Consider the following 24827-nt stretch of genomic DNA (forward strand, 5'->3'; position numbering starts at 1 on the left):
GCAGCTCCGGAACGCAAAGAGGGGCGGGGCGCCCCGACAGCGCCCCGCCCCGACCGGCTCACGGTCAGCCGATGGAGCTGCCCGGGCCGATGACCTTGATGCGGTCCTGCGCCGGCACCTTCAGCGGCGCGGCGGCCGAGCTGTTGGCACCGAGGTAAGCGGCGAAGACGTCCAGGTCGGAGGCGCCGACGAGCTTGTCGGTGCCGGCCGCGAAGGCCGGGAAGCCGTCGCCGCCGCCGGCCAGGAACTCGTTGGCCGCGACGCGGTACTTGGCGGCCGGGTCGATCGGCGCGCCGTTCAGCCGGACCGAGTCGAGGACGATCCGCTCGGCACCCTTGTTGCGCATGTCCAGGGTGTAGGTGAGGCCCTTGGACGACTGCAGGATCTTCGGCGAGGCCTCGTTGGAGCCGCTCACCTGCTGCTGGAGCAGCTGGATCAGCTGTGCCCCGGTCAGCGTCTTGACCTGCATCATGTTGGTGAACGGCTGGACGGTGAACGCCTCGCCGTAGGTCACCACGCCGTCGCCCTCGGAACCGCTGGCCTTGTAGACCAGGTCGGAGCGGATGCCGCCCGGGTTCATGAAGGCGATCTGCGCGCCGCCCTTGTCGGCGGGCGCGAGGCCGGCCAGCTGGGCGTCGGCGATCACGTCACCGAGCGGCTTCTCCGGGTCGTTGTTGCCCCGGCCGTTGACGTCCGCGGCGATGTAGCCGAGCGGACGGTTGGCGATCGGCGCGGCCAGCTTGGAGTAGCGCGAGATCAGCTCCGTCATGTCCGGGGCCTTCTCGACGGTGCGGCGCACGACGTGGTTCTCGGCCTTGACCGACGGGCGGACGATCGCGCCGGTGGTCTTGTCGAGCTTCAGGTCGATCTCGGTGTAGAGCCGGCCGAAGGAGGCGGCGCTGGTGACCGAGCGCGGCACGCCCTGCGGGTCGGGGATGGTGCAGGCGTACGCGTTGTGGGTGTGGCCGGTGACGATGGCGCCGACCGCCGGGTCGATCTTCTTGGCGATGTCGACGATCGGGCCGGAGATGCCCTCGCCGGCCGCGCCGCAGTCGTAGTTGTACGTGCTGCTGGCCGGGAGGCCGCCCTCGTGGATCAGCGCGACGATCGAGTTGACGCCCTTGGCCTTCAGCTCGGCGGCGTACCTGTTGATCGTGGCGACCTCGTTGCCGAACTTCAGGCCCTTGACGCCCTCGGCGGTGACGATGTTCGGCGTGCCCTCCAGGGTGACGCCGATGAAGCCGACCTTCACGCCCTGCGACTTGGTCACCCAGTACGGGGCCAGCAGCGGCTTGCCGGTCTTCTCGTTGAGGACGTTGGCCGACAGGTAGTTGAAGTTGGCGCCCTTGAACTTGCGCCCCTCCTCGTAGCAGCCGTCGACCGGGTGGCAGCCGCCGTCCTGGAGGCGGCGCAGCTCGGCGGCGCCCTCGTCGAACTCGTGGTTGCCGACCGAGGTGACGTCCAGGCCGAGCTGGTCCAGCGCCTCGATGGTGGGCTCGTCGTGGAAGAGCGCCGAGGTCAGCGGGGAGGCGCCGACCAGGTCGCCGGCGGCGACGGTGATCGAGTCGTCGGCCGGTATGCGGGCCTGGCGCAGCGCGGTGGCCAGGTACTCGACGCCGCCGGCCGGGGTGCTGACGACCTGGCCGGTGGCCGGGTCGACCTCGCGGATGGTGCCGGACGAGCCGGCCGGGGGCTCAAGGTTGCCGTGCAGGTCGTTGATGGCCAGCAACTGGAGGTTGACGGTCTTGGGACGCTTGGCGTCCGCGGCCTGGGCCGCGGTGGGCACGGCCACCGTGCCGACCAGGCCGGCGGCGGCGACGACGGCCAGCGCCGCACGTCGGGATCTGACGGAGAGCATGAAGGGGTCCCCTGCACCTGAGAGAGAGCGCCCTGCTGTGGACGGGTCCGGGCGGGCGCTGAGTGTCGTTGCGCGAGTGCAGCCTAGAGTCAACGCGCGTAGCTGTCAGGACCCTGAACGTAACGACAGGGTTACCTACTGACGAATCGTCGCCGGACTTTCCCCTCCGGCGCACCCCTTCGGGCCGCCTCCGGCGCCCCCGGCGAGAGCCGCCGAAGGCCCGCCGGGGGGCGTCGGCGACACTGCCGGAACCGGCTCAGACCCCCGGCTCGGCCGCCAACTGGCGTTCCGCACGGACCCGTTCGGCCACGGCGTCCTCGGTCATCGCGCGGTCGGTGTAGACCAGTGGGCGCTCCGCCTCGGTGATGATGTGCTTCACCACCTGGACGTTCCCGTTGACGTCCCAGACCGCGATTCCGGGCGAAAGTGTGGGGATGATCTCCACCGCCCAGCGCGGCAGCCCCAGCACCCGGCCGGTGGCCCGCGCCTCCTCCGCCTTCTGCATGTAGATCGTCCGGGTGGAGGCCATCTTCAGGATCGCCGAGGCCTCCTTGGCGGCCGCGCCGTCCACCACGTCCGACAGGTGGTGCACCACCGCGACGAAGGAGAGGCCCAGCCGACGGCCGAACTTCAGCAGGCGCTGGAACAGTTGGGCCACGAACGGGCTGTTGATGATGTGCCAGGCCTCCTCGACCAGGAAGATCCGCTTCTTCCGGTCCGGCCTGATCCAGGTGTGCTCCAGCCAGACCCCGACGATCGCCATCAGGATCGGCATCGCGATCGAGTTCCGGTCGATGTGCGAGAGGTCGAAGACGATCAGCGGCGCGTCCAGGTCGATGCCGTCGGTGGTCGACCCGTCGAACATGCCCCGCAGGTCACCGTCGACCAGCCGGTCCAGCACCAGCGCCACGTCCAGGCCCCAGGACTGCACCTCGTCCACCGCCACCCCCAGCGACTCCACCGAGGACAGCTCGGGGTTGCGCAGGGTGTCGATGATGTCGTCCAGCACCGGCTGCCGGTCCTGGACGGTGGCGACCACGTGCGCGTGCGCGGCCTTCAGCGCGAAGCCGGCCCGCTCCTCCAGCCCCCGCCCCATCGCCACCTCGACGATGGTGCGCAGCAGCGACAGCTGCCCGGTCTGGGTGATCGCCGGGTCCAGCGGGTTGAGCTTCACCCCGCCGTCCCGGGCCGCCATCGGGTCCAGCCGGATCGACTTTATGCCGAGCGCGTTGGCGATCAGGTTCCACTCGCCGACCCCGTCCTCGCCCTGCGCGTCCAGCACCACCACCTGGCGGTCCCGGAACCGCAGCTGGCGCAGTACGTAGGTCTTCTCCAGCGCCGACTTGCCGTTCCCGGACTCGCCGAGCACCAGCCAGTGCGGCGCCGGCAGCTGCTGACCGTACAGCTGGAAGGGGTCGTAGACGTACCCCTTGCCGCTGTACACCTCACGCCCGATGATCACGCCCGAGTCGCCCAGCCCCGGCGCGGCGGTCGGCAGGTAGACCGCCTGCGCCTGGCCGGTGGAGGTGCGCACCGGCAGACGGGTGGTCTCCACCTTGCCGTACATCAGGCTGGTGAACGCGTCGGTGAGGTTGCCGATCGCCATGCGGGGCCTCCAGGTGGATCAGCGGCGGATGCCGGTGGCGAACGGCAGGGTGTTGACGAACGCGCGGTGGTGCTCGCGGTCGCACCACTCCAGCTTGAGGTAGCTCTTGCCGGCGGAGGCGCGGATGGTCCGCTTGTCCCGGGCCAGCGCGTCCGGATTGCGCGAGGAGACCGTGATGTAGCCGACCAGGTTGACGCCGGCCGCGCCGGACGCCAGGTCGTCGCCGCGCTGGTCCACCCGGCCGGTGTGGGCCAGGTCGCGCGGGTCGACCGTGCGGTTCATCTTGGCGGCGCGGCTGGCCTCCGCCTCGTCGTTGGTCTTCTCGGTGAGCATCCGCTCGATCGCGACGTCGGTCGGCTCCAGGTCCATCGTCACCGCCACCGTCCGGATCACGTCCGGGGTGTGCACCAGCAGCGGCGCCAGGAAGTTGACGCCGACCGGGGTGAGCGGCCACTCCTTGACCCATGCCGTGGCGTGGCACCAGGGCTCCCGGGTCGCCGACTCGCGGGTCTTCGCCTGGAGGTACTGCGGGTGCGTGGCGTCCAGCTCGGCCGGCCAGGCGTTCCGCTTCGACATCGCCTGGATGTGGTCGATCGGGTGGTCCGGGTCGTACATCGAGTGCAGCAGCGAGGAGAGCCGGGCCTGGCCCAGCGGCTGCCGCACCCGGATGTCCGCCTCCGCCAGCCGGGCGCAGATGTCGGTCAGCTCGCGGGCCATCACCGCGGCCAGCCCCTCGTCGTCCCGGGCCCGCCGCCCGTTCGCGGTCCGGCCCATCGCGTGCGCCTCGGCCGCCAGGTCCCGGGTGTAGTGCATGCAGGCCACCAGGTACGCCCGGTGCTGCTCGGAGGAGGTCGACACCATCGACTGCAGCTGGTCGTACGAGTCCTTCAGCCAGCGCGGCGAGTCCGGGTCACCGCGCCGCTCCACGTCCTTGGCGTGCGCGTCCGGGTCGGCCGGCAGCGTCCGGGCGAGGATCTGCAGCCGGGTCACGAAGCCGTCCCCGTTCGCGACGTGCTTCAGCAGCGTCCCGAACCGGTCGACCAGCGCCTCCTGATCCTCCGAGTCCCGCAGCCCGACGCCCGGGCCCTCGATCTCGATCGCCGCCGTCACCGTGCGCCGCTCCAGGTGCATCAGCACCCCGACCTCGTCCGGCCCGAACGGCGCCGCCAGCCAGCGCAGCCGCCCGACCCCCGGCGGCGGGCCGATCTCCACCTCGCGGCCGTCCAGCCGCGTCCCGGCGTCCATGACCTCCGACTTCCACACCCCCCGCCCGCTGCGGACCGTCCGGCGGTAGGTGCGGTTGATCTCCACCCACTTGTAGAACGTCCGGCGCCGGTACGGCACGTACACCGCCGCGATCGCCAGCAGGGGCAGGCCCACCAGGCCCCCGATCCGCAACGGCAGGATCGGCATCATCAGGCCCCAGACCATGCCGAGGAAGGCCCCGAAGATGATCAGCACGATCTCGCCGGACTCGCGGTTCCGGCCGATCGGCGCGTTCGGGCGGGCCTTGCCGATCAGATAGGTACGGCGCTGGTGCACGTACGACTGGGCGTACTGGGCACCGTACTGGCCGAGCGGTTCGCTGCTCACTTACCCGTCACCCTCCCTTCGCTGGATTGCTGTCGCGGATCGCCCCGGCGGCCTGGGCCGGCGGCCCGGCCTGCGGCGGCGGCGCAGGCGTCCGCGCCGCGTGGGCGGCGATGCCCGGCGCGACCGAACCGCCGCCCGCACCCCCACCGCCCCCGCCACCCGGCTGCGGGCCGCGGTCGCCATGGGTGGTGATGCCCTGCTTCATCAGGTTCGCGGTCCCGTTGATCATCGCCGACCCGGCCGACACCGCACTGGCCCGGGCCTGACGCATGTTCACCATCTCGTCGCCGAAGCCCGGCACGAACCGGTACACCGCGGCACTCGCGAAGATCGACAGGAAGAGGATCGCCAGCCCCGACAGCACCCGGGCGAAGTCGTCCGTGGCACCCGCCCCGGCCGCCACCGCACCCGCCAGCCCGAGGATGATCACGATGATCGGCTTCGCCAGGTCCACCGCCACCATCAGCCCCGCCCAGCGGCGCACGTGCTTCCACAACTGCTTGTCCACCAGCCCCGCGTACACCGCCGTCCCCAGCAGCGCGCCCACGTACAGCATCGCCGCCCGGATCAGCAGCTCGATCCAGAGCACCGCCGCCGCCAGCACGGCCACCAGCGAGACGATGATCAGGATCAGCGGCCCACCGCCCATGTCACCCTTCTCCAGGGTGTCCGCGAACCCGCCCAGGTACGTCCCGGTGTCCGACTTCGTCCCCACCGCGATCGCCTTGGTCAGCCCGTCCGTCGCACTCACCACGGTGTACAGGATCAGCGGCGTGAACGCCGAGGCCACCACGGTCAGCCAGAGGAACCCGATCGCCTCCGACACCGCCGTCGCCAACGGCGCCCCGCGGACCGCCCGCTTGGTCACCGCCAGCAGCCACAGCACCAGCGTGATGATCGTCGACGCGGCGAACACCACCGCGTACTGCTGCAGGAACGACGCATTGGTGAAGTCCACCTCCGTCGTCCCATCGATCGCCCCCGACAGCTTCCGCACCACCCACGCCGCAGCCTGCGCACACCCCTTCGCCAGCGACCCCAGCGGATCCGTCACACTCCCCACCGTCCCGCTCCCGGGGATGACCACGGCCCCGTTCGGGGCACAGCCGGCATCGCTGCCCGGGATCGGAAGATCGACCTTCTGGCAGGTCGCGCTCGGCGTTGGCGACGGCGTCGCCGTCGGCGACGGCTCGGCGAAGACCCGCTGGGCCGCGAGCAACGCCCCGAGCTGAATGACCGCCACGGCGCCGGCCACCGTGCCCGTCCGACGGGCGGTGGTGCGACCGGAAGGCGAGGCTTCGGTGCCTCGGCCCGCGCTACGACGGTTCGGTGCGTGGTCAACGGGCATAGCGGAAACCCCCGAACTGCTGGACGGCGCCGGTGATCTCCTCGGCGGTGGCGGCCTGCTGGTCGCCGGGCATGGGGGCGGGGCCCTGCCGGCTGGCGTAGTCGGTGAGCTTCCAGTCGCTGCCCGTCCAGCGGAGGGTGAAGGTGAGCGTAAACCAGTTCGCCACGACCGGCAGGACGGACCGTTCGCCGGCGAGGCCGGTGATGCCGGTGCACCACACCTCGACCTTGGTCTCGGTGTCGTTGTAGCCGACCGCCTTGGTGCCGACCGGCACGGTACGGCTGACGAAGGTGAGGCCCTTGGGTGCGCGGCCCTGGGCGTCCAGGCCGTAGCGGGTCACGGTGTCGCCGCCGAACCCCTGGTCCAGGCGGGCCTGCAGGGCCGGGGCGGCCGCGGGGTCGGCGATGGTGGTGACGATGGTGTGGCGGCTGTCGGTGCGGAACATGTCGGCGGAGCCGATGGCCACCGCGTAGTTGGCCGCGGCCGACTGGGCACCCTGGTCGGTGTGCGGGAAGCCGGCGGCGATGCCGTTCGCGGTGGTGGCGACGGGCTGGTCGCCGCTGGGCGCGGGGCCCGCGCCGGAGGCGGCGCTCGGGGTGGCGCGGTCGGCGGAGCCGCTCGCGGTGGTGGTGGTCGGGTCGGGCTTGCCCCGGTTGGCGATGGAGATCGCGACCACCAGGAGGGTGACGACCGCCAGGACGGTCACCAGGGTCCGCAGCGGCCGCGGCTGACGGCCTGTCGCGTGGGAGGAGGGCTGTTCACCGACCGGCAGCCGCGTACGGGTGTGCGGCTGGTCGTCGGACAACGGCACGGCGGCCCTCCTGGTGCGGGGAGCCGGGGCGGCTCCGGGGGCCCCTCCGCCTGTGGGCGGGCGCGGAGGGAGGGGTGGTGGGGTTGGACTCCCGGCGGGACTCCGACGGGTCGCGGTCAGCCGGTCGGGCGGACGGCCCGGCGACGGGCGGCTCCCCGTCTCCTCGTTCCGTCACCGCCGGATCTGTCCGATCGTCAGATGGCCATGCCGTACACAATGGTGAACAGAGTGCCGAGTGATCCAATGATGAACACGCCGGTCAGGCCGGCGATGATCAGCCCCTTGCCCTGTTCGGCACCGAAGCTGTCGCGCATCGCGGTGGCGCCGATCCGCTGCTTGGCCGCACCCCAAACGGCGAGACCGAGGCAGGCGAGGATCGCCACGGCCATGACGACCTGGACCATCACCCGGGCCTCGGACCCGAGGCTCGCGAACGGGCCCCAGTCCGGGGCGATCCCGCCGATGATGGTGTCGATATTCGGCTTCTTGGGGGGGTCCTCGGCCAGGTGGCCGATCGCGATGCTGTTCACGCTGCTCAGGTCCATTTCCATCTCACCGCCCGATCAGGCAAATTCAAGGGCCCAGACCCCGCCCGCGCGAAGGGTCGGTACCTATTCTTGGCCAGATCTGATGTCGACTTGGCTACTTCTCGCAGATTGGTCGTGAGGCATCGGACACGTACGCGAGGATGTCCACCGTACGAAGGATAGCGCTCACTCTTTGTATCTCTGATGATTGCGGTGAGCAACGCCTTCCGGGACACTTCGACTGACGATTCGTCGGGATGGTGCTGATGGTACTCCGGAAGGCCGGTACGGCCGCCGCCGCTGCGGGAGTTGTCCTGATCGGCTTCGTCGGTCTGGTGACCGTCGGGACGTTTGCGGCGAGTGGGACGCCACAACAGTCGGGCAATCGCGCGGGACTCTCCCCGGGAACGGTTCCGGCCGCGTACCAGGGGCCGATCCAGCAGTGGGGTCAGCTCTGCCCGGATCTCTCGCCGCCGCTGCTCGCGGCGCAGCTCTACCAGGAAAGCGGTTTCGACCCAGGAGCCCGTTCCTACGTGGGGGCGCAGGGTTTGGCGCAGTTCATGCCGGACACCTGGGCGGCATACGGCACGGACGGCAACAACGACGGCCGGAAGGACCCGTGGGACCCGCTGGACGCGATCGCCTCGGCGGCCACCTTCGACTGCGCGCTGGCCGCCTACGTCGCCAAGGTCCCCGGCGACCGCCAGTCCAACATGCTGGCCGCCTACAACGCCGGGCCGGGCGCGGTGACGAAGTACCAGGGCGTGCCGCCGTACCGGGAGACCCAGGGGTACGTGAAGAAGATCCTGGCGACGGCCGGCAGCTTCGCCGCGCCGGTCGCGCCGGTGGAGGTCTCGGCGCAGTCGGCGGGCGCGATCTACTTCGCCCAGAGCAAGCTCGGCACCCCGTACCTGTGGGGCGGCACGGGGCTGTCCTCGCAGAACGGGCGGTTCGACTGCTCGGGGCTGACCCAGGTCGCGTTCGCCAGCGTGGGCATCGAGCTCCCCCGGGTCGCCAACGACCAGTGGTACGCGGGGCCGCACCCCTCGCGCGACCAGCTGCGTCCGGGGGACCTGGTGTTCTGGGCGACCGACCTGACCGACCCGCGCAGCATCCACCACGTGGGCATCTACGTGGGCGGCGGGTACATGATCAACGCGCCGCACACCAATGCGGTGGTCCGCTACGACAAGATCGACACCCGGGAGTACATCGGGGCCACCCGGGTCACCTCGGACGGCGCCCAGGCGCTGCCGATGCGGGACGCGTCGGGCGCAGTGATCGCTCCGAGCCGTCCCGGCGACCCGGCGGCCCCGCCGGCGTCCACCCCGCCCGCGTCCACCCCGGCCCCGGCCGCTCCCGGCACACCCGCTCCGACCCCCGGCACACCGGCCGGCGGGGCCCCGGCCCCGGCGGCCGCCAGGACCCCGGTCGCCACCGGTCCCGTCACGACAGGTGCAGGTCAACAATCCGCAAAGAGCTGATCACTTCCACCCGCCGGGTGTGAGTGCGCTGTGGACGCTGAGTCAAGTTTCCATAACCGCGTGTTTCCGTGGAACGCTGTGCACCGGTTATGACGTTGTGTCCGATGGTCCCGCGTCAGCCCACCTGGCCTGGGCGGCGCTGCGCGGACCACGGCCGGAACGATCAGGTGCTGCGGACCAGAAGGAGGTGCGGCGTGTCGACGCCGCTTGCCGACACGACCAACCCCGACCTCGACCTGCTCTACGCCGTCAACGGCCTGGCCGAACGCTCACCGGCCTGGCTCGACCACGTGGTCTCGTGGATCGGCGAGTACGGCATCCTGCTGGGCCTCGCCCTGCTCGGCCTGACCGGCTGGCTCCAGGCCAGACGCCGCCCGGACGCCCCGGTGGCCGTCGCCGGGCTGCTCTGGGCCCCGATCGCGGTCGCCATCGCCGAGCTCGCCAACCTGCCGATCTCCGCCATCGTGGACCGCCCCCGCCCCTTCGTCGACCACGCCGGCCTGGAGGTGCTGGTGGAGGGCAAGGCGGGCACGTACTCCTTCGTCAGCGACCACTCGACGATGTCGATGGGCATCGCGGTGGCGCTCTTCCTGGTGAACCGGCGGCTCGGCTGGATCGCCGGTGGCCTGGCCCTGCTCCAGGGGTTCTGCCGGATGTACATGGGTGTCCACTACCCCACCGACGTGATCGGCGGCTTCGCTCTGGCCACCGCCGTCGTACTGCTGCTGGCGCCGATCGCGATGGCCGTGCTCGTCCCGCTCTGCCACGCGCTCGGCCGGACCGCGCTCGCCCCGCTGATCCGGGCCCCGCAGGTCGGTGGCCGGCGGGCGGGCGGACGCCGGCGCGGCGGCTCCCGGGGGTCCGTCCGGGCCGACGAACAGCCGCCCGAGTCCGACCTGGCGGCCTGACCGCTCCGGGCCGCTCCCCGCGGGCCCGGGCGGGCCCCGCGGATCGAGCAGACCCCCGCGCGCCCGGTGGGCCTCCCGCGGGCCCCGGCGCCCCGGCGCTACCCTGTCTCCCCGCCGCTGGCGGCGAGGTGGTCGGCGGCCTCCCGACGGGTGAGGTCGCGCGAGCGGCGGGCCGGGGAGAACCAGCCGCAGACGCAGGTCGCGTAGCAGAAGGAACCGCGTTCGCTGATCGCGACACGGTGCTCGGGCATCCGGGTGGTGCCGGGCGCTGCCGGCAGCTCACTGTGCACGTGCTTCACCGTAACGCGCCGGAGCCCCCGGACGCGATGCAGCCGGACGGATTCGGGGCAGGGCGCACGCCGGCGCCCGCGCGCCGGGCCCCGCGTAACCCTTGCCGCGTCAACTCGTTTGCCCGGAAAGAGCTCTGCCCACCCACGGGTGGCCGGCGGGGCAGTCGGGCCCGAGGGGGTTGTCGCGAGGATGAAGATGACCGACCAGCAGCGCAGCGGCCGGCGGACCGGCCGGACCGGGCCGCGACTGCGCCCGGCGGCGGGGGTGGCACTGCTCGCGGCCGCCCTGGCCGGACTCACCGGCTGCTCGGCCGGCGGAGGGGCCTCCGCCGACCAGCAGGCGAGCGGCAGTCCGGACCAGCTCGCCGCGGACCCGCTGACGGCGGTCCGCAACGCCGCCGACATCACCGGCCGGACCGGCTCCGCGCACGCCGCCACCGAGCTGGTGACCGAGTCGGCGGACAAGAAGGCCGTCTTCACCGGCACCGGCGGCTACGACTACGTGAAGCGGATCGGCCGGCTGGAGGTGCAGGTGCCGCCGGGCGCGGCGACCACCGGCAAGATCGTCGAGGTGCTCCTGCCCGGCACCGTGTACCTGCAGAACAGCGGTGCCAAGGTGCCCGAGGGCAAGTGGGTCAAGCTGGACGTCCGCCAGCTGCCGGACGGCAACCTGGTCAGCGGCGGCGCGACCGACCCGGCCTCCGCGGCGGGCGCCCTGCGCGGCGCCGAGAAGGCGGAGCTGGTCGGCACCGAGACGGTCGGCGGGGCGGCCCTGAAGCACTTCCGGGGCACCCTGGACCTCGCCAAGGCGGCCGACGCCACCGGCGGCCGGGGCGGGGACGGGCTGCGGATGGCCGCGCAGACCTTCACCGTCAAGGAGATCCCGTACGACGCCTGGCTGGACGAGCAGGGGCGGCTGCACAAGGTGGTCGAGGTCTTCACCTTCGCCGGGGTGGCCGGGTCGAAGGAGGCCAAGGACCAGGTGAAGGTGGTCTCGACCACCTCGCTGACGGACTTCGGCAAGCCGGTGGAGGCCGCCGAGCCGCCGGCCTCCGACATCTACGCGATGAAGCCCACCGAGAGCCCGAAGTAGGTCCCGGGCCCGCCTCCCGGCCCACTGGCCGGCGCAGGGCCGGGAGCGGGCCCGGACCGGGGCGGGAGCGGCGCGAGAGGGGGCGCCGCCGGAGCGGGTGGGCCCGGGACACCTGTCGGGCCACCCGTTTCGGCGGCGCCGAGATGGCCCGTCCGTGCCATGTGGGCGGGCTCCGGAGTGCCTAGGCTGGACGCCGGGTGGCTGCCGCCCGGGCTGGCGAGGCGCTGAAGGGGTGGTGCAGGTGATGTCGTCCACGGGCAGCCGCAGCGGTGGCCACGACGACGCGGCCCTCGACGAGATCGAGCTGGCCGGCGAGCTGATGATCGCGGCCACGGCCAGCAGTGGCGACCGGTTGCCGACCGAGCGGATCGACGAGGTGCTGCTCGACCGGGCCGACGGCGGTCCGGCCGCCGGGTCCGGGCGGGACGGCCGGGAGCGGGACGCCCGCGAGCAGGGCGGTTAGAGCAGGGCGCTCGGAGCCGGACGACCGGGACGGGCTGGTGCACGCCCCGGGCGCACACCCTGTCGACGCGCGCCCCTTCCTCGGACGACGCCCGGCTGTGAGGGCCCGGTCACGACGGCGCGGCTGCGGCGGTCCGGCCGCGACGGCCGGGCGCCCGTCCTCAGCTGCGCAGCAGCCGGCCGATCGCCGCGGTGGCCTCGGCGACCTTGGCCTCCAACTCGGTGCCGCCCTCCTCGGCGGCCGCGGCGACGCAGTGCCGCAGGTGCTCCTCCAGCAGCGAGAGCGCGAAGGACTGCAGGGCCTTGGTGCTGGCCGAGACCTGGGTGAGCACGTCGATGCAGTAGACGTCCTCGTCGACCATCCGCTGCAGACCGCGGATCTGGCCCTCGATCCGGCGCAGCCGCTTGAGGTGCGCGTCCTTCTGCGCGGTGTACCCGTGCGGCCCGTGGGCGCCGTGGTGCCCGGCGGCGTCCGGGGCGGCAGCGTCCGGGGCGGCGCCGTCCGGCCCCGTGGCGGCCGGGGAGACGGGCCGGACGGTGGCGGTGTTCGACGTGCCGGCGTCCGGCGCGGTCCGCTCGCCGTGCGGTTCCGCCCCGGGCGCCGGCTCCGGCTCGGTGCGCGCTTGCGTGGTGGTCATCGGCCCGCCTTCGTCTGAGTGCCTGGTGGCTGCGTCGGCATCCAGTGTCCAACACCGGGACCGGTCGTGGTGTTCCTCCGGCGCGGTCGGCCGGCCCTGGCGGGGCACCGGGCCGCGGGGTCGCCCGGGGTTCCCCCGTCCGGGGAACACCCCACTCTTCCCGCGCACGGCAGGGGCGATCCGGGCGAGGTTCCGTCAGACTGGGGGCTCACGCCCACGCCTGGAGTGCAGGTCGGTCCACTGCTGCGGCAGCCGAACGGAAGGGGAAGTTCCGGCTCCTCTTCGACCACCCCGTTTGCGCAATTGCGCTTGGTTGCACCTAGCATCGTTCAGTCCCCTACCCCGCACATCGGAGATTTCCGTGCGTTTTAGCCTGACCCCGAAGGAGACGAGCTTCTACGACATGTTCACCGCTGCCGCGGAGAACCTGGTCGTCGGTTCGAAGCTCCTGCTGGAACTGCTGGGATCAGACGTGTCGGCCCGCGCGGAGATCGTCGAGCGCATGCGCGCCGCCGAGCACGCCGGAGACGACACCACCCATGCGATCTTCCACCAGCTGAACTCGTCCTTCATCACGCCCTTCGACCGCGAGGACATCTACAACCTCGCCTCGTCGCTGGACGACATCATGGACTTCATGGAGGAGGCCGTCGACCTGGTCGTCCTCTATGACATCCAGACCCTCCCCAAGGGCATCGAGCAGCAGATCGAGGTGCTGGCCCGGGCCGCCGAGCTCACCTGCGAGGCGATGCCGAACCTGCGCAGCATGTCCAACCTGACCGAGTACTGGATCGAGGTCAACCGGCTGGAGAACCAGGCCGACCAGATCCACCGCAAGCTGCTCGCCCACCTCTTCTCCGGCCAGTACGACGCCATCGAGGTGCTCAAGCTCAAGCAGGTCGTGGACGTCCTCGAGCAGGCGGCGGACGCCTTCGAGCACGTCGCCAACACGGTGGAGACCATCGCGGTCAAGGAGTCCTGACCCTCGTGGACATGGCAGCACTCATCGCCGTCATCGGCGTTGCGTTCTTCTTCACCTACACCAACGGCTTCCACGACTCGGCGAACGCGATCGCCACCTCGGTCTCCACCCGGGCGCTCACCCCCCGGGCCGCGCTCGCGATGGCCGCGGTGATGAACCTGGCCGGCGCCTTCCTCGGCAGCGGGGTGGCGCACACCGTCTCCCAGGGAATCATCGAGACCCCGACCGGCAACCAGGGGATGGCGATCCTGTTCGCCGCGCTGGTCGGGGCGATCGCCTGGAACCTGGTCACCTGGTACTTCGGCCTGCCGTCCTCCTCCTCGCACGCGCTGTTCGGCGGCATGGTGGGTGCGGCGCTGGCCGGGGGCACCGAGGTGATCTGGAGCGGTGTCCTCGACAAGATCGTCATCCCGATGATCGTCTCGCCGGTGGTCGGCCTGATCGGCGGCTTCCTGGTGATGCTGGCGATCCTCTGGATCTTCCGGCGGGCCAACCCGCACCGGGCCAAGCGCAACTTCCGGGTCGCGCAGACCGCGTCGGCCGCCGCCATGGCCCTCGCGCACGGCCTGCAGGACGCCCAGAAGACCATGGGCATCGTGGTGATGGCCCTCACCATCTCGGGCCACGAGAGCGAAGGGGACCCGATCCCGGTCTGGGTGAAGATCTCCTGCGCCACCATGCTGTCGCTGGGCACCTACGCGGGTGGCTGGCGGATCATGCGGACCCTCGGCCGGAAGATCATCGAGCTGGATCCGCCGCAGGGCTTCGCGGCCGAGGCCACCGCCTCGACCGTCATGTACATCACGTCGTTCGTGTTCAAGGCGCCGATCTCCACCACCCACGTGATCACCTCGGCGATCATGGGCGCGGGGGCCACCAAGCGGATCCGCGCGGTGCGCTGGGGCGTCGCGAAGAACATCGTGCTCGGCTGGTTCATCACGATGCCGGCGGCCGCCATCGTCGCAGCGCTGGTGTACTGGTTCGTCCACCTGTTCTGGGGCTGACGCTCCGGCGCCGGAACCGTGCGGACGTGACAAGCCGTACGGACGTGACAGGCAGCGCGGACGTGACAGGGCCCGCCCCCACATCTCGGGGGCGGGCCCTTTTCCATGCCCCGCGGCGGCACCGCCATGCAGCACCGCGGAGCAGCTCTGGTCCGTCGGCCGCCTCCGGGCGCCCCGGCCGGGAGGGCCGGGGAGCGGGGACCGGAGGTCGGGGCCGGGGTCCGGCCCGTGACGGGGGTGCCGCGGTCTAGCCGAAGCGGCCCGAGATGTAGTCCTCGGTCGCCTGGACGGACGGGTTGGAGAAGATCCGCTGCGTGTCGTCGAGCTCGATCAGCTTGCCCGGCTGGCCGACGCCGGCCAGGTTGAAGAAGGCGGTGCGGTCGCTGACGCGGGCCGCCTGCTGCATGTTGTGCGTCACGATGACGATGGTGAACTGGGACTTCAGCTCGCCGATCAGGTCCTCGATCGCGAGGGTGGAGATCGGGTCGAGGGCGGAGCAGGGCTCGTCCATCAGCAGGACCTGCGGCTCGACCGCGATGGCGCGGGCGATGCAGAGGCGCTGCTGCTGGCCGCCGGAGAGGCCGGCGCCCGGCTTGTTCAGGCGGTCCTTGACCTCGTTCCAGAGGTTGGCGCCCTTGAGGGACTTCTCCACCACGCCGTCCAGGGCGGACTTCTTGCGCACACCCGCGAGCTTCAGCCCGGCGACCACGTTGTCGTAGATCGACATGGTCGGGAACGGGTTCGGGCGCTGGAAGACCATGCCGACCGCACGGCGGACCGCCACCGGGTCGACGCTCGCCCCGTACAGGTTCTCGTCGTCGAGGAGGACCTTGCCCTCGACCCGGGCGTTGGGGATCACCTCGTGCATCCGGTTCAGGGTGCGGAGGAAGGTCGACTTGCCGCAGCCCGAGGGGCCGATGAAGGCCGTCACCGAGCGGGGCTCGATGCTCATCGAGATGTCCTCGATGGCCTTGGTGCTGCCGTAGAAGGCGGACAGTCCGCTGACGTCGATGCGCTTGGCCATGTTCTTTCGTCTTCTTTCAGCCCGCGGCCGGGGGCCGCTAGTAGATGCCGGTCGTACGTCAGTCGGTCAGTGTCCGCCCTTGGGCGAGCGCCAGCGTGCGATGCCCCGGGCGATGAGGTTGAGCGCCATCACGAAGGCGATCAGCACGAGCGCGGCACCCCAGGCACGGGCGTAGCCGAAGTCGTTGTTCACCATGGCGTACTGCTGCCAGATGTACATCGGCAGCGACTGCTGCGGCCCGTCGAACGGGTTGGAGTTGATGATGTCCGCTCCGAAGACCAGCATCATCACCGGCGCGGTCTCACCCGTGATGCGGGCGACCGCGAGCATCACACCGGTGGTGATGCCGCCGATGGCGGTGGGGAGGACGATCCGCAGGATGGTCTTCCACTTCGGCACACCGAGCGCGTACGACGCCTCGCGCAGCTCGTTCGGGACGAGCTTGAGCATCTCCTCGGTGGAGCGGACCACGACCGGCATCATCAGGATGGCCAGCGCGAGGCTGCCCGAGAAGCCCGAGTAGCTGAAGCCGAGGGCGATGTTCCACAGGGACAGGATGAACAGACCGGCGACGATCGACGGGACACCCGTCATGACGTCGACGAAGAAGGTGACCGCCTTGGCGAGCTTGCCGCGGCCGTACTCGACCAGGTAGACGGCGGTGAGCAGACCGATCGGCGCCGCCATCAGGGTGGCCAGCAGCACCTGCTGGATGGTGCCGATCAGCGCGTGGTAGATGCCGCCGCCGGGGCCCGAGTACCGCACGCCCTTCATGGAGTGCGTCAGGAAGTAGCTGTCCACCACCTCGGCGCCCTGCTGGACGGTGTAGGTGATGAGCGCGAGCAGCGGGATGACGGCCAGGATGAAGGCCACCCAGACCAGCGAGGTCGCGAAGCGGTCCTTCGCCTGCCGGCGGCCCTCGACCTGGGCGGCGAGCCCGTAGCCGATGGCCAGGAAGAGGATCGCGGAGATCAGCCCCCACTGGAGCTTGCTCTCCAGGCCGCCGACCAGGCCGATGCCGCAGCCGAGGGCGATCGAGCCGGCGGCGACGGCGGCCGGGGCCCACTTGGGGAGCCGGTTGGCGGTCAGCGGGCGGCCGACCGGGCGGGCGTCCGCCGGAACGGAAGTGGTCGCGGCGCTCATGCGTTGGCCCCCGAGTACTCCTTGCGGCGGGCGACGATCAGCCGCGCGGCACCGTTCACCAGCAGGGTGATCACGAACAGGACGAGACCGGAGGCCATCAGCGCGTCGCGGCCGAAGGGCTGGGCCTCGCTGAACTTCAGCGCGATGTTCTGCGCGAAGGTGCCGCCACCCGGGTCGAGCAGGTGCAGCGAGAGGACGTTGTTGGCGGAGAGCACGACGGCGACGGCGATGGTCTCGCCGAGCGCGCGGCCGAGGCCGAGCATCGAGGCCGAGATGATGCCGGGGCGGCCGAAGGGCAGCACCGCGGTGCGGATCATCTCCCAGCGGGTCGCGCCGAGCGCGAGCGCGGCCTCCTCGTGCATCCGCGGCACCTGACGGAAGACCTCACGGCTGACCGCGGTGATGATCGGCAGGATCATGATGGCCAGCAGGATGCCGACGGTGAACAGGGTGCGCGGCGCGGTGCCGACCTTCGACTGGTCGAAGATGTACGTCCAGCCGAGGTACTCGTCCAGCCAGCTGGTCAGTCCGTACAGGTGCGGCACCAGGAAGAGCGCGCCCCAGAGGCCGTAGATGATGCTGGGGACGGCTGCCAGCAGGTCCACCAGGTAGGCGAACGGCTGGGCGATCCGGCGCGGCGCGTAGTGCGAGATGTACAGCGCGATCCCGATGGCCACCGGGACGGCGATCGCCATCGCGATCGCCGCGCTGACGATGGTGCCGAACGCGAGGACGGCGATGCCGAAGACCGGCTTCGGGGCGTCCGGCGTCCACTCGAAGGTGGTGAGGAAGTTGCCCTCGTTCTTGGTCAGGGCGATACCCGCGCGCCAGGTCAGGAAGCCTGCGATGGCGGCCATGATGACCAGCAGCAGGATGCCCGACCCGCGGGACAGGTTCATGAAGATCTTGTCGCCGACCCGGCTGTCGCGCTTGCGGCTTTCCCTGCCTCGCGGGGCGGCAGGGGTGGATGAAGTCATTGGTCTACTCCGGTCTGGTGGTGCTGCCCCGAGGGGGCGGCACCCTGGCGGCGGTGCCCCGGACGTGTTGCTCGGTCACTGCATCCGGTGGAGCGGCCCCGGCCCCCCTCGTCCACGGGGCCGCTCCACCGGAGGTGCTGCTGGGATCAGGCCAGCGTCGGGATGATGGCGTTGGCCTTGTCCGTGAGCTCCTTCGGGAGCGGGACGTAGCCCGCCTCGCCGACGGCCTTCTGGCCGGCGTCGCTGGCCGCGTAGGTCAGGAACGCCTTCAGGGCGTCGAGGGTCTCGGCCTTGTTGCCCTTGTCGCAGACGATCTCGTAGGTGACCAGGACCAGCGGGTAGGCGCCCTCGTCCTTGGTGCCGTAGTCGAGGGTCAGCGCCAGGTCGCTGCCGGTGCCCGCGATCTTCGCCTTGGCGAAGGTGGTGGCGGCGTTGGCGGCGGTGGCCTCGACCGGCTTGGAGGCGCCCGTGTTGATGGCGGCGCTCTTCAGGTTGTTGGTCTGGGCGTAGGACAGCTCGGCGTAGCTGATCGAGTTCTTGACCTGCTTCACCTGGGCCGCGACACCGGCGGAGCCGTTCGCGCCCTGGCCGCCCTTGCCGGCCCAGGCCTTGGCGGCCGGGTAGGCCCAGGCACCGTTGGAGACCTTGGCGAAGTACTTGGTCAGGTTCTCGTTGGTGCCGGAGTCGTCCGTGCGGTGGACGGCCTGGATGTCGGCGTCGGGCAGCTTGGCGCTCGGGTTGAGCGCCACGATCGCCGGGTCGTTCCACTTGGTGATCTGCGAGTCGAAGATCTTGGCGGTGGTCGGACCGTCCAGGACCAGGTTGTCCACGCCGTCCACGTTGTAGACGATCGAGATCAGGCCGGCGACGAGCGGCAGGTTGATGCCCTGGCCGCCGGTGCAGATCGCCTTGGTGGCGTCGACCTCGGCCGGCTTCAGCGGCGAGTCGGAGCCGGCGAACTGGACCTTGCCCTGGGTGAACTGCTGGACACCGGCGCCCGAACCGCCACCGCCGTAGTTGACGGAGGACTCCTTGCAGGCAGCGGCGAAGTTCGTCTTCCAGACGTCGATCGCGTTGCCCTGCGCGGTGGAGCCGGCGGCGAGCAGAGCGGCGGGCTTGGGGCCGCACTCGATCTTGGCGGCCGGGGCGGCGGAGCCGCTGCCCGAGGCGCCGGTGGTGGTGGTGTTCTCGTCCGAACCGCAGGCGGCGAGCGACAGCGAGCTGACGAGCGCCATGGCACCGATCGCGAGGGCCTTGGAGCGGCCGTTCCGCTGGAGCTTCACAGGGTGTCCCTTTCTGTGGCATTGCCCTGCGCGCGGGCCGTGCACGGCACGGCGGAGCGCGGGTTTTGCTGTGGTCCGGGGCCCGTTCGGCCCTCCGGTGACACCGAAGTTAAGCCGGGTAGGTGACGCGTCAGCCGGTCGTAAGTGAACGGAGAGTGAACCTCGAACGGATGGCAGGAAACTACGTCAGGTAGTAACGGTTGCGTCACGGCAGGAGCGCGACGAGATCACTTCCACCGTTCCTTCACGACTCTCCGGACGACGACCGGACCGGCCGCGCCCCCAGCAGCTCCAGCAGCGCGTCGACCAGCCGCCGGTCCCGCTCGTGGGTCAGCCGCGCCCGGGCCTTCCCGGCCGGCAGCCACTCCAGCCGGTCCACCTCCCGGTTCGGCCGGAACTCCCCCGCCGCCGGCACCGCCGCCCAGTACCGGACCTCCTTGGGCCGGCCCTGCGCCAGGTAGTGCTGGGCCGGCAGCTCCTCCCCCAGCACGCAGGTGAACCCGGTCTCCTCCCACACCTCGCGCAGCGCCGCCTCGACCACGCCCTCGCCCGCGTCCAGCTTCCCCTTCGGCAGGCTCCAGTCGTCGTACTTCGGCCGGTGGATCACCGCGATCCGCGGCCGCCCCAGCCGGCCGCTCTTCTTCACCCGCCCCGGCAGCCAGAGCACCGCCCCGGCCGCCAGCACCACCGGTCCCCGGCCGGGGACCACCGACCGGCCGCCCACCTCAGGCCGTCCGGGATTCCGCCGCCGCCCCCCAGCCCTCGGCCGGCGGAAGCTCCAGCCAGGCCTCCAGCCCGGGCGGCAGCTCCGGCCAGCGGCGCCCGAAGGCGTACCGCGCCGCCTCCACCTCCAGCCGCTGGTCGGCGTGGACGACGCCCAGCACGTACGCGGTCGCCGGGGTGATCCGCGGCGTGCGCGCCGCCGTCGCCGCCGTCACCGCCGCGTCCGAGGCCTCCTGGTGCCGCGCCAGCACCCCGTCCAGCTCGTCCAGCACCCCCGGCGACCGCCCGCACACCTCCAGCGCGTACCGCGCCCGCTTCACCAGCACCCGCGCCCGGTGCCACGGCGCGTCGTCCGCCGCCAGTGCCGCGTCCGCGTCCAGCGCCCCCCGGGCCTTCGGCACCTCCTGCCCCTGGGCGGGCAGGGCGTGCGGCACCGCCGCCAGCCGGCGCAGGCCGTCCCCGCCGTACGGCGTCGCCGACCGCTGCAGCGGCAGCTGCTGGACGCCCACCGCCAGCGCGGTGAACGCCGCCCCCGCCTGCGGCAGCAGCACCGCACCCGCCCGGCCCCCCGCCGACTCCACCAGCGGTGCCTCCGCCACCAGCAGCGTCATCCGGTCCGCCAGTGCGTGCAGCCGCGCCGACCGCAGCTCCTGCAGCACCGTCGAGTGCGCCCTGGTCCGCGCCAGGGTCAGCTGCCGGTCCAGCAGCGCCCGGGCCTTCGGCGCCCCCACGTGCCCGGCCAGCATTCCCGGACCGTCCGCCTCGCTGCCGTTCAGCCCGTCCAGCGCACCCAGCAGCCGGGCCGACCGCCGCACGTACCCCGGCTCCAGCGCCAGCAGGTCGCGCAGCCAGCCCAGCTCGGTCCGCGACTCCTGCGCCCATTCCGGCTCGAAGGCCGCACCGAAGGTGTGCAACAGGCCGCTGATCCGCCGCACCGCCCGCAGCAGGTCCGCGGTGCCCTCCGAGGGGAGGACGGACGCCCCCGGTCTCGCGCCGACCTCGCCCACCGCGAGCGGCAGCGCGCGCAGGAACGCACCCGCCAGCGCGGTGAGATGGCTGGAGAGGATGTCCCCGGCGGTCGCGGTGGAGGCCGCCTGGGCCGTCATCGGCGCATCGGTCATGACTAGGTAGATCCCCGTTTCCCCCGGGGCCGTCCCCGGGGCTGGTGGCCGACCGCTCAGCGGCTCCCTACCGCTCAGCGGCTCGCGTCAGTGGGTCGCGCGGTCGCGTCGTCGCGTCTCGCGTCAGCGGGGTCGTGGCGGCGACCGGCCGTCACCGGGTGGTGGCGGCCCGGCGGCGCTGACGCGAGTCGATGAGCAGGTCCTGGACGTGCCGCAACTGCTTGCCGTCGGCGTCCTGGGCGTGCCGGGTCCACGACCCGTCCGGCCCGAGGTGCCAGGACTCCGTCTCGTCAGACACCCCGAGGTCGATCAGCCCGGACAGCTCCGCCCGGTGCGCCGGGTCGGTGATCCGCAGCAGCGCCTCGATCCGGCGGTCCAGGTTGCGGTGCATCATGTCGGCACTGCCGATCCACACCTCCGGATCGCCGTTGTTGCCGAACACGAACACCCGCGAGTGTTCCAGGAAGCGCCCCAGGATGCTGCGCACCCGGATGTTCTCGCTCAGCCCCGGCACCCCCGGGCGGATCGCGCTGATCCCGCGCACCCAGACGTCCACCGGCACCCCGGCCTGCGAGGCCCGGTAGAGCGCGTCGATCACGGCCTCGTCGACGATCGAGTTGACCTTGAGCTTCACGTACGCCGGACGTCCGGCCCGGTGGTTGGCGATCTCGTTGTGGATCCGCGAGACCAGACCGTCCCGGAGCCCGCGCGGCGCGGTCAGCAGCCGCCGGTACGACTCCCGGCGCGAGTAGCCGGAGAGCCGGTTGAACAGGTCCGAGAGGTCCGCGCCGACCTGCGGGTCCGAGGTCAGCAACCCGAGGTCCTCGTACAGCCGGGCCGTCTTCGGGTGGTAGTTGCCGGTGCCGACGTGCGAGTAGCGGCGCAGGGTGTCACCCTCCTGCCGGACCACCAGCGACAGCTTGCAGTGCGTCTTCAGCCCCACCAGCCCGTAGACCACGTGGCAGCCGGACTCCTCCAGCTTGCGGGCCCACTTGATGTTGGCCTGCTCGTCGAAGCGTGCCTTGATCTCGACCAGGACCAGCACCTGCTTGCCGGACTCCGCCGCGTCGATCAGCGCGTCGACGATCGGCGAGTCACCGGAGGTCCGGTACAGCGTCTGCTTGATCGCCAGCACGTCCGGATCGGCCGCGGCCTGCTCCAGGAAGGCCTGCACCGAGGTCGAGAAGCTGTCGTACGGGTGGTGCAGCAGCACGTCCCGCTCGCGCATCGCGGCGAAGATGTCCGGCTGGGAGGCCGACTCCACGTCGGTCAGCCCGCGCGCGGTGCCCGCCACGAACTTCGGGTACTTCAGCTCCGGCCGGTCGAGCTCGGCGATGCCGAACAGACCGGTCAGGTCGAGCGGACCGGGCAGCGGGAAGACCTCCGCCTCGGTGATGTTCAGCTCCCGGACCAGCAGGTCCAGGATGTACGGGTCGATCGACTCCTCGACCTCCAGCCGCACCGGCGGACCGAACCGCCGCCGCATCAGCTCCTTCTCCAGGGCCTTGAGGATGTTCTCGGTGTCGTCCTCCTCGACCTCCAGGTCCTCGTTGCGGGTCACCCGGAAGGCGTGGTGCGCGAGCACCTCCATCCCCGGGAAGAGCTCCTCCAGGTGCGCCCCCATGACGTCCTCCAGCGGCACGTACCGCTGCGGGGAGGCCTCCAGGAAGCGGGCCAGCGACTGCGGCACCTTCACCCGGGCGAAGTGCTTGTGCCCGGACACCGGGTTGCGCACGACGACCGCCAGGTTCAGGGAGAGCCCCGATATGTACGGGAACGGGTGCGCCGGGTCCACCGCCAGCGGGGTGAGCACCGGGAAGATCTTCTGCCGGAACAGGGTGTGCAGCCGCGCCTGCTCCTTCTCCGCCAGCTCGGACCAGCGGACCACTTCGATGCCCTCGGACGCGAGGTCCGGCAGCACCTCCTGCTGGAAGGCGGCGGCGTGCCGCGCCATGAGCTCGCGCGAGCGGGTCCAGATCAGGTCCAGCACCTCGCGCGGCTGCAGCCCGGACGCGCTGCGCTGGGCGACCCCGGTGGCGATCCGGCGCTTGAGGCCGGCCACCCGGACCATGAAGAACTCGTCCAGGTTGCTGGCGAAGATCGCCAGGAACTTGGCCCGTTCGAGCAGGGGGATCCCGGGGTCCTCGGCCAGCTCCAGCACGCGCTCGTTGAACGCGAGCCAGCTGCGCTCACGGTCCAGGAAACGGCCCTGCGGCAACTCCTCGAAGTCCTGCTCGTCCGCGGCCGGCAGCTCGGGCGGAATGCCGAGCGCACTGGACAACCGGGCGGGCGGGGACAGCGGGGCAGAGACGGGGCGGGGGATGCTCATGGGCTCCAGCTCCTCCAGCAGGACGGCGTCCGGACGCGAATTGCTCTGCGGGCCGTCGTCCTCGCCCAGCGCCAACGCCCACCCACCCGGCGCAGTCGTCACAGGACCGGCCAGCGGGTGTCGGCCGATGCTGCACGAGCGAGACACTACGGACTTCATCCTGTGATCTTCGCGGCATTAATTGAATCCACGGTAAACACCGCATGGCCAGGAGGAAAGCTGAGGCGGTCGGGGCCGGGGCGTGGGCGCACGACCGTTGCCCCGGCACCTCCTTCTCCGCTAAGCCGGGTCGTGCCTCCAGGTCACCGCTGCGGCCGCGGCGGCTGGGGCGGGCACTGCTCCGACCGGTGCTCCGACGCCGCCGCGTCCGGTGCCCCAGTCGGAGTCCCGGCCGGTGCTCCGACCGGAGTTCCGGCCGGAGTTCCGGCCGGCCTCGGGTCGGTGCTCCGGTGCCTCAGTCGCCGTTTCGGTTGCCGTGGTATCGGGTGCGGTACATCAGGTCGATCTCGTGGATCGTGAATCCCAGTCGTTCATATACCCGCACGGCAGCCGGATTGTCAGCGTCGACGTAGAGCAATACGGTTTCCAGCCCGCGTTCACCGCCGGTGGTGCCCGTCAGGTGGCGCAGGCCGGCCGCCGTGAGCGCCCGGCCGAGTCCGCTGCCCTGTTCCACCGGGTCCACCCCGACCACATACACCTCGCCGAGGGCGGGCTCGGTCGCGGTCGCCGGGTGCACCTTGGTCCAGTGGAAGCCCACCACCTTGCCGTGGCGGGTGGCGAGGAAGAAACCGGCCGGGTCGAACCAGGGCTCCGCCAGCCGGTCGGCGAGGTCCCGCTCGGTCCAGGAGCCCTGCTCCGGGTGGTGGGCGAAGGCCAGGGCGTTGAGGCGGAGCCACTCCGCGTCGTCCTCACCCGGACGGAAGGTCCGCAGCTCGACCCCTTCGGGGAGGGCCACGGTCTCGGTCTGCGGTCCGGTCCGGCGCATCTGCCGCAGCTCGCGGACCAGCTCGGCCCCGTACCGCTCGGCCAGGTGCCGGGCCGCCGGATGGCCCCCGTGTACCCAGAAGTCCACGTACTCCCGGCCCGCGCGGTCGGCCTCGACGAGGACCGCGTCCACCAGGGGCCGCCCGAAGCCCCGGCCGCGGACGGCCGGCGCGACGACGAGCTCGGCGGAGGGGTTGGCGCCGATCCCCTCCGGTACCTCCAGCTGGCCGTAGCCGACGACGTCCTCGCCGTCGGCCTCGACGAAGTGGGTCACTCCGGCCCGGGCCGTCTCCGAGGAGCGCAGACGCAGGCGTCCCTGCTCCGAGACGGCCGCCCGACCGTCCACCGCCTGGGCGTCCTCCAGGACCCGCAGGGCTCCGTCACGTTGTCCGGGCCGCAGCGTGCCGGCTCCGACCACCGCGGCGGTCGCCGCGCCGTCGGCCGAAGAGCCGGTTGCAGATCCGCTCACAGAGCCTGTCGCGTCGCCCGTTGTCGGCGTTCCATCGTCCATGCCCTGACGATACGTCAACGGGAATCGCGGGGAAACGCAAAGAACCCCCGTCCGGATCCCGGACGGGGGTTCTTTGTGAATGATTGTTCGGCGGCGTCCTACTCTCCCACAGGGTCCCCCCTGCAGTA

At 71.6% G+C, this 24827-nt stretch carries 22 protein-coding genes; 6 read left to right on the forward strand and 16 right to left on the reverse strand.

What is annotated here, in order from left to right; all coding sequences use genetic code 11:
• Window positions 1–64: 64 nt before the first annotated feature.
• From AC067J_RS39365 to AC067J_RS39390, 6 genes are all read right to left on the reverse strand, one after another.
• On the reverse strand, window positions 65–1858 hold the full coding sequence (locus tag AC067J_RS39365; protein ID WP_478307609.1) for a bifunctional metallophosphatase/5'-nucleotidase: 1794 nt from the start codon (window positions 1856–1858) through the stop codon (window positions 65–67).
• 256 nt (window positions 1859–2114) lie between these two features.
• Window positions 2115–3464 carry an ATP-binding protein gene (locus AC067J_RS39370; RefSeq protein WP_478307610.1) on the reverse strand — a complete coding sequence of 450 codons (1350 nt, stop codon included), beginning with the start codon at window positions 3462–3464 and terminating at the stop codon, window positions 2115–2117.
• An 18-nt stretch (window positions 3465–3482) separates the two neighbouring features.
• A complete protein-coding gene (locus tag AC067J_RS39375) occupies window positions 3483–5057 on the reverse strand; it encodes an SCO6880 family protein (RefSeq protein WP_478307611.1) in 1575 nt (524 codons plus the stop codon).
• 7 nt (window positions 5058–5064) lie between these two features.
• Window positions 5065–6111, reverse strand: a complete 1047-nt coding sequence (locus tag AC067J_RS39380) for a hypothetical protein (protein WP_478307612.1) — start codon at window positions 6109–6111, stop codon at window positions 5065–5067.
• Between the two features lie 283 nt (window positions 6112–6394).
• A complete protein-coding gene (locus AC067J_RS39385) occupies window positions 6395–7216 on the reverse strand; it encodes a hypothetical protein (RefSeq protein WP_478307613.1) in 822 nt (273 codons plus the stop codon).
• A 194-nt stretch (window positions 7217–7410) separates the two neighbouring features.
• Window positions 7411–7761: a hypothetical protein gene (locus AC067J_RS39390; protein ID WP_329884006.1), complete on the reverse strand. Its 351-nt coding sequence runs from the start codon at window positions 7759–7761 to the stop codon at window positions 7411–7413.
• Window positions 7762–8000: 239 nt separating this feature from the next.
• Here AC067J_RS39390 and AC067J_RS39395 point away from each other — a divergent pair, with 239 nt between their 5' ends.
• Both AC067J_RS39395 and AC067J_RS39400 read left to right on the forward strand, forming a co-directional pair.
• The gene (locus tag AC067J_RS39395; protein WP_478307614.1) at window positions 8001–9227 is read left to right on the forward strand and encodes a bifunctional lytic transglycosylase/C40 family peptidase; all 1227 of its coding nucleotides are present in this window, start codon (window positions 8001–8003) and stop codon (window positions 9225–9227) included.
• Between the two features lie 194 nt (window positions 9228–9421).
• The gene (locus tag AC067J_RS39400) at window positions 9422–10135 is read left to right on the forward strand and encodes a phosphatase PAP2 family protein (protein WP_478307615.1); all 714 of its coding nucleotides are present in this window, start codon (window positions 9422–9424) and stop codon (window positions 10133–10135) included.
• 98 nt (window positions 10136–10233) lie between these two features.
• On the opposite strand, the gene AC067J_RS39405 is transcribed toward AC067J_RS39400, so the two are convergent.
• Window positions 10234–10425 (reverse strand): hypothetical protein, encoded by a 192-nt coding sequence (locus AC067J_RS39405; protein ID WP_478307616.1) that lies wholly within the window; start codon window positions 10423–10425, stop codon window positions 10234–10236.
• Between the two features lie 196 nt (window positions 10426–10621).
• Between AC067J_RS39405 and AC067J_RS39410 the strand changes: the two genes are divergently transcribed.
• Complete coding sequence (locus AC067J_RS39410; protein WP_478307617.1) at window positions 10622–11518, forward strand: SCO4651 family lipoprotein; 897 nt, start codon at window positions 10622–10624, stop codon at window positions 11516–11518.
• Between the two features lie 241 nt (window positions 11519–11759).
• The gene (locus AC067J_RS39415) at window positions 11760–11981 is read left to right on the forward strand and encodes a hypothetical protein (protein WP_478307618.1); all 222 of its coding nucleotides are present in this window, start codon (window positions 11760–11762) and stop codon (window positions 11979–11981) included.
• Window positions 11982–12141: 160 nt separating this feature from the next.
• Here AC067J_RS39415 and AC067J_RS39420 read toward each other — a convergent pair whose 3' ends face one another.
• Window positions 12142–12618: a metal-sensitive transcriptional regulator gene (locus AC067J_RS39420; RefSeq protein ID WP_478307619.1), complete on the reverse strand. Its 477-nt coding sequence runs from the start codon at window positions 12616–12618 to the stop codon at window positions 12142–12144.
• A 361-nt stretch (window positions 12619–12979) separates the two neighbouring features.
• On the opposite strand from AC067J_RS39420, the gene AC067J_RS39425 reads away from it, so the two are divergent.
• Together AC067J_RS39425 and AC067J_RS39430 are read left to right on the forward strand one after the other, a co-directional pair.
• Window positions 12980–13600: a DUF47 domain-containing protein gene (locus tag AC067J_RS39425; RefSeq protein WP_327679705.1), complete on the forward strand. Its 621-nt coding sequence runs from the start codon at window positions 12980–12982 to the stop codon at window positions 13598–13600.
• Between the two features lie 5 nt (window positions 13601–13605).
• Window positions 13606–14604, forward strand: a complete 999-nt coding sequence (locus AC067J_RS39430) for an inorganic phosphate transporter (RefSeq protein ID WP_478307620.1) — start codon at window positions 13606–13608, stop codon at window positions 14602–14604.
• Window positions 14605–14851: 247 nt separating this feature from the next.
• On the opposite strand, the gene pstB is transcribed toward AC067J_RS39430, so the two are convergent.
• The 8 genes from pstB to mshD form a co-directional block, all read right to left on the reverse strand.
• Window positions 14852–15628, reverse strand: coding sequence for a phosphate ABC transporter ATP-binding protein PstB (gene pstB / locus AC067J_RS39435; RefSeq protein ID WP_478307621.1), 777 nt, complete (start codon window positions 15626–15628; stop codon window positions 14852–14854).
• Between the two features lie 66 nt (window positions 15629–15694).
• Window positions 15695–16771 carry a phosphate ABC transporter permease PstA gene (gene pstA, locus AC067J_RS39440; protein ID WP_478307622.1) on the reverse strand — a complete coding sequence of 359 codons (1077 nt, stop codon included), beginning with the start codon at window positions 16769–16771 and terminating at the stop codon, window positions 15695–15697.
• Window positions 16768–17748 (reverse strand): phosphate ABC transporter permease subunit PstC, encoded by a 981-nt coding sequence (gene pstC, locus AC067J_RS39445; RefSeq protein ID WP_327679698.1) that lies wholly within the window; start codon window positions 17746–17748, stop codon window positions 16768–16770. The genes pstA and pstC overlap by 4 nt, the downstream gene beginning before the upstream one ends.
• A gap of 146 nt (window positions 17749–17894) precedes the next feature.
• Complete coding sequence (pstS, locus tag AC067J_RS39450) at window positions 17895–19031, reverse strand: phosphate ABC transporter substrate-binding protein PstS (protein ID WP_478307623.1); 1137 nt, start codon at window positions 19029–19031, stop codon at window positions 17895–17897.
• A 244-nt stretch (window positions 19032–19275) separates the two neighbouring features.
• Window positions 19276–19740: an NUDIX hydrolase gene (locus tag AC067J_RS39455; RefSeq protein WP_478307624.1), complete on the reverse strand. Its 465-nt coding sequence runs from the start codon at window positions 19738–19740 to the stop codon at window positions 19276–19278.
• Window positions 19741–19756: 16 nt separating this feature from the next.
• Window positions 19757–20875 (reverse strand): CHAD domain-containing protein, encoded by a 1119-nt coding sequence (locus AC067J_RS39460; protein WP_478307625.1) that lies wholly within the window; start codon window positions 20873–20875, stop codon window positions 19757–19759.
• Between the two features lie 151 nt (window positions 20876–21026).
• A complete protein-coding gene (locus AC067J_RS39465) occupies window positions 21027–23204 on the reverse strand; it encodes an RNA degradosome polyphosphate kinase (RefSeq protein ID WP_478307627.1) in 2178 nt (725 codons plus the stop codon).
• A 454-nt stretch (window positions 23205–23658) separates the two neighbouring features.
• Window positions 23659–24606, reverse strand: a complete 948-nt coding sequence (gene mshD, locus AC067J_RS39470) for a mycothiol synthase (protein WP_478307628.1) — start codon at window positions 24604–24606, stop codon at window positions 23659–23661.
• Window positions 24607–24827 lie beyond the last annotated feature (221 nt).

Source organism: Kitasatospora sp. NPDC042419 (assembly GCF_056437345.1).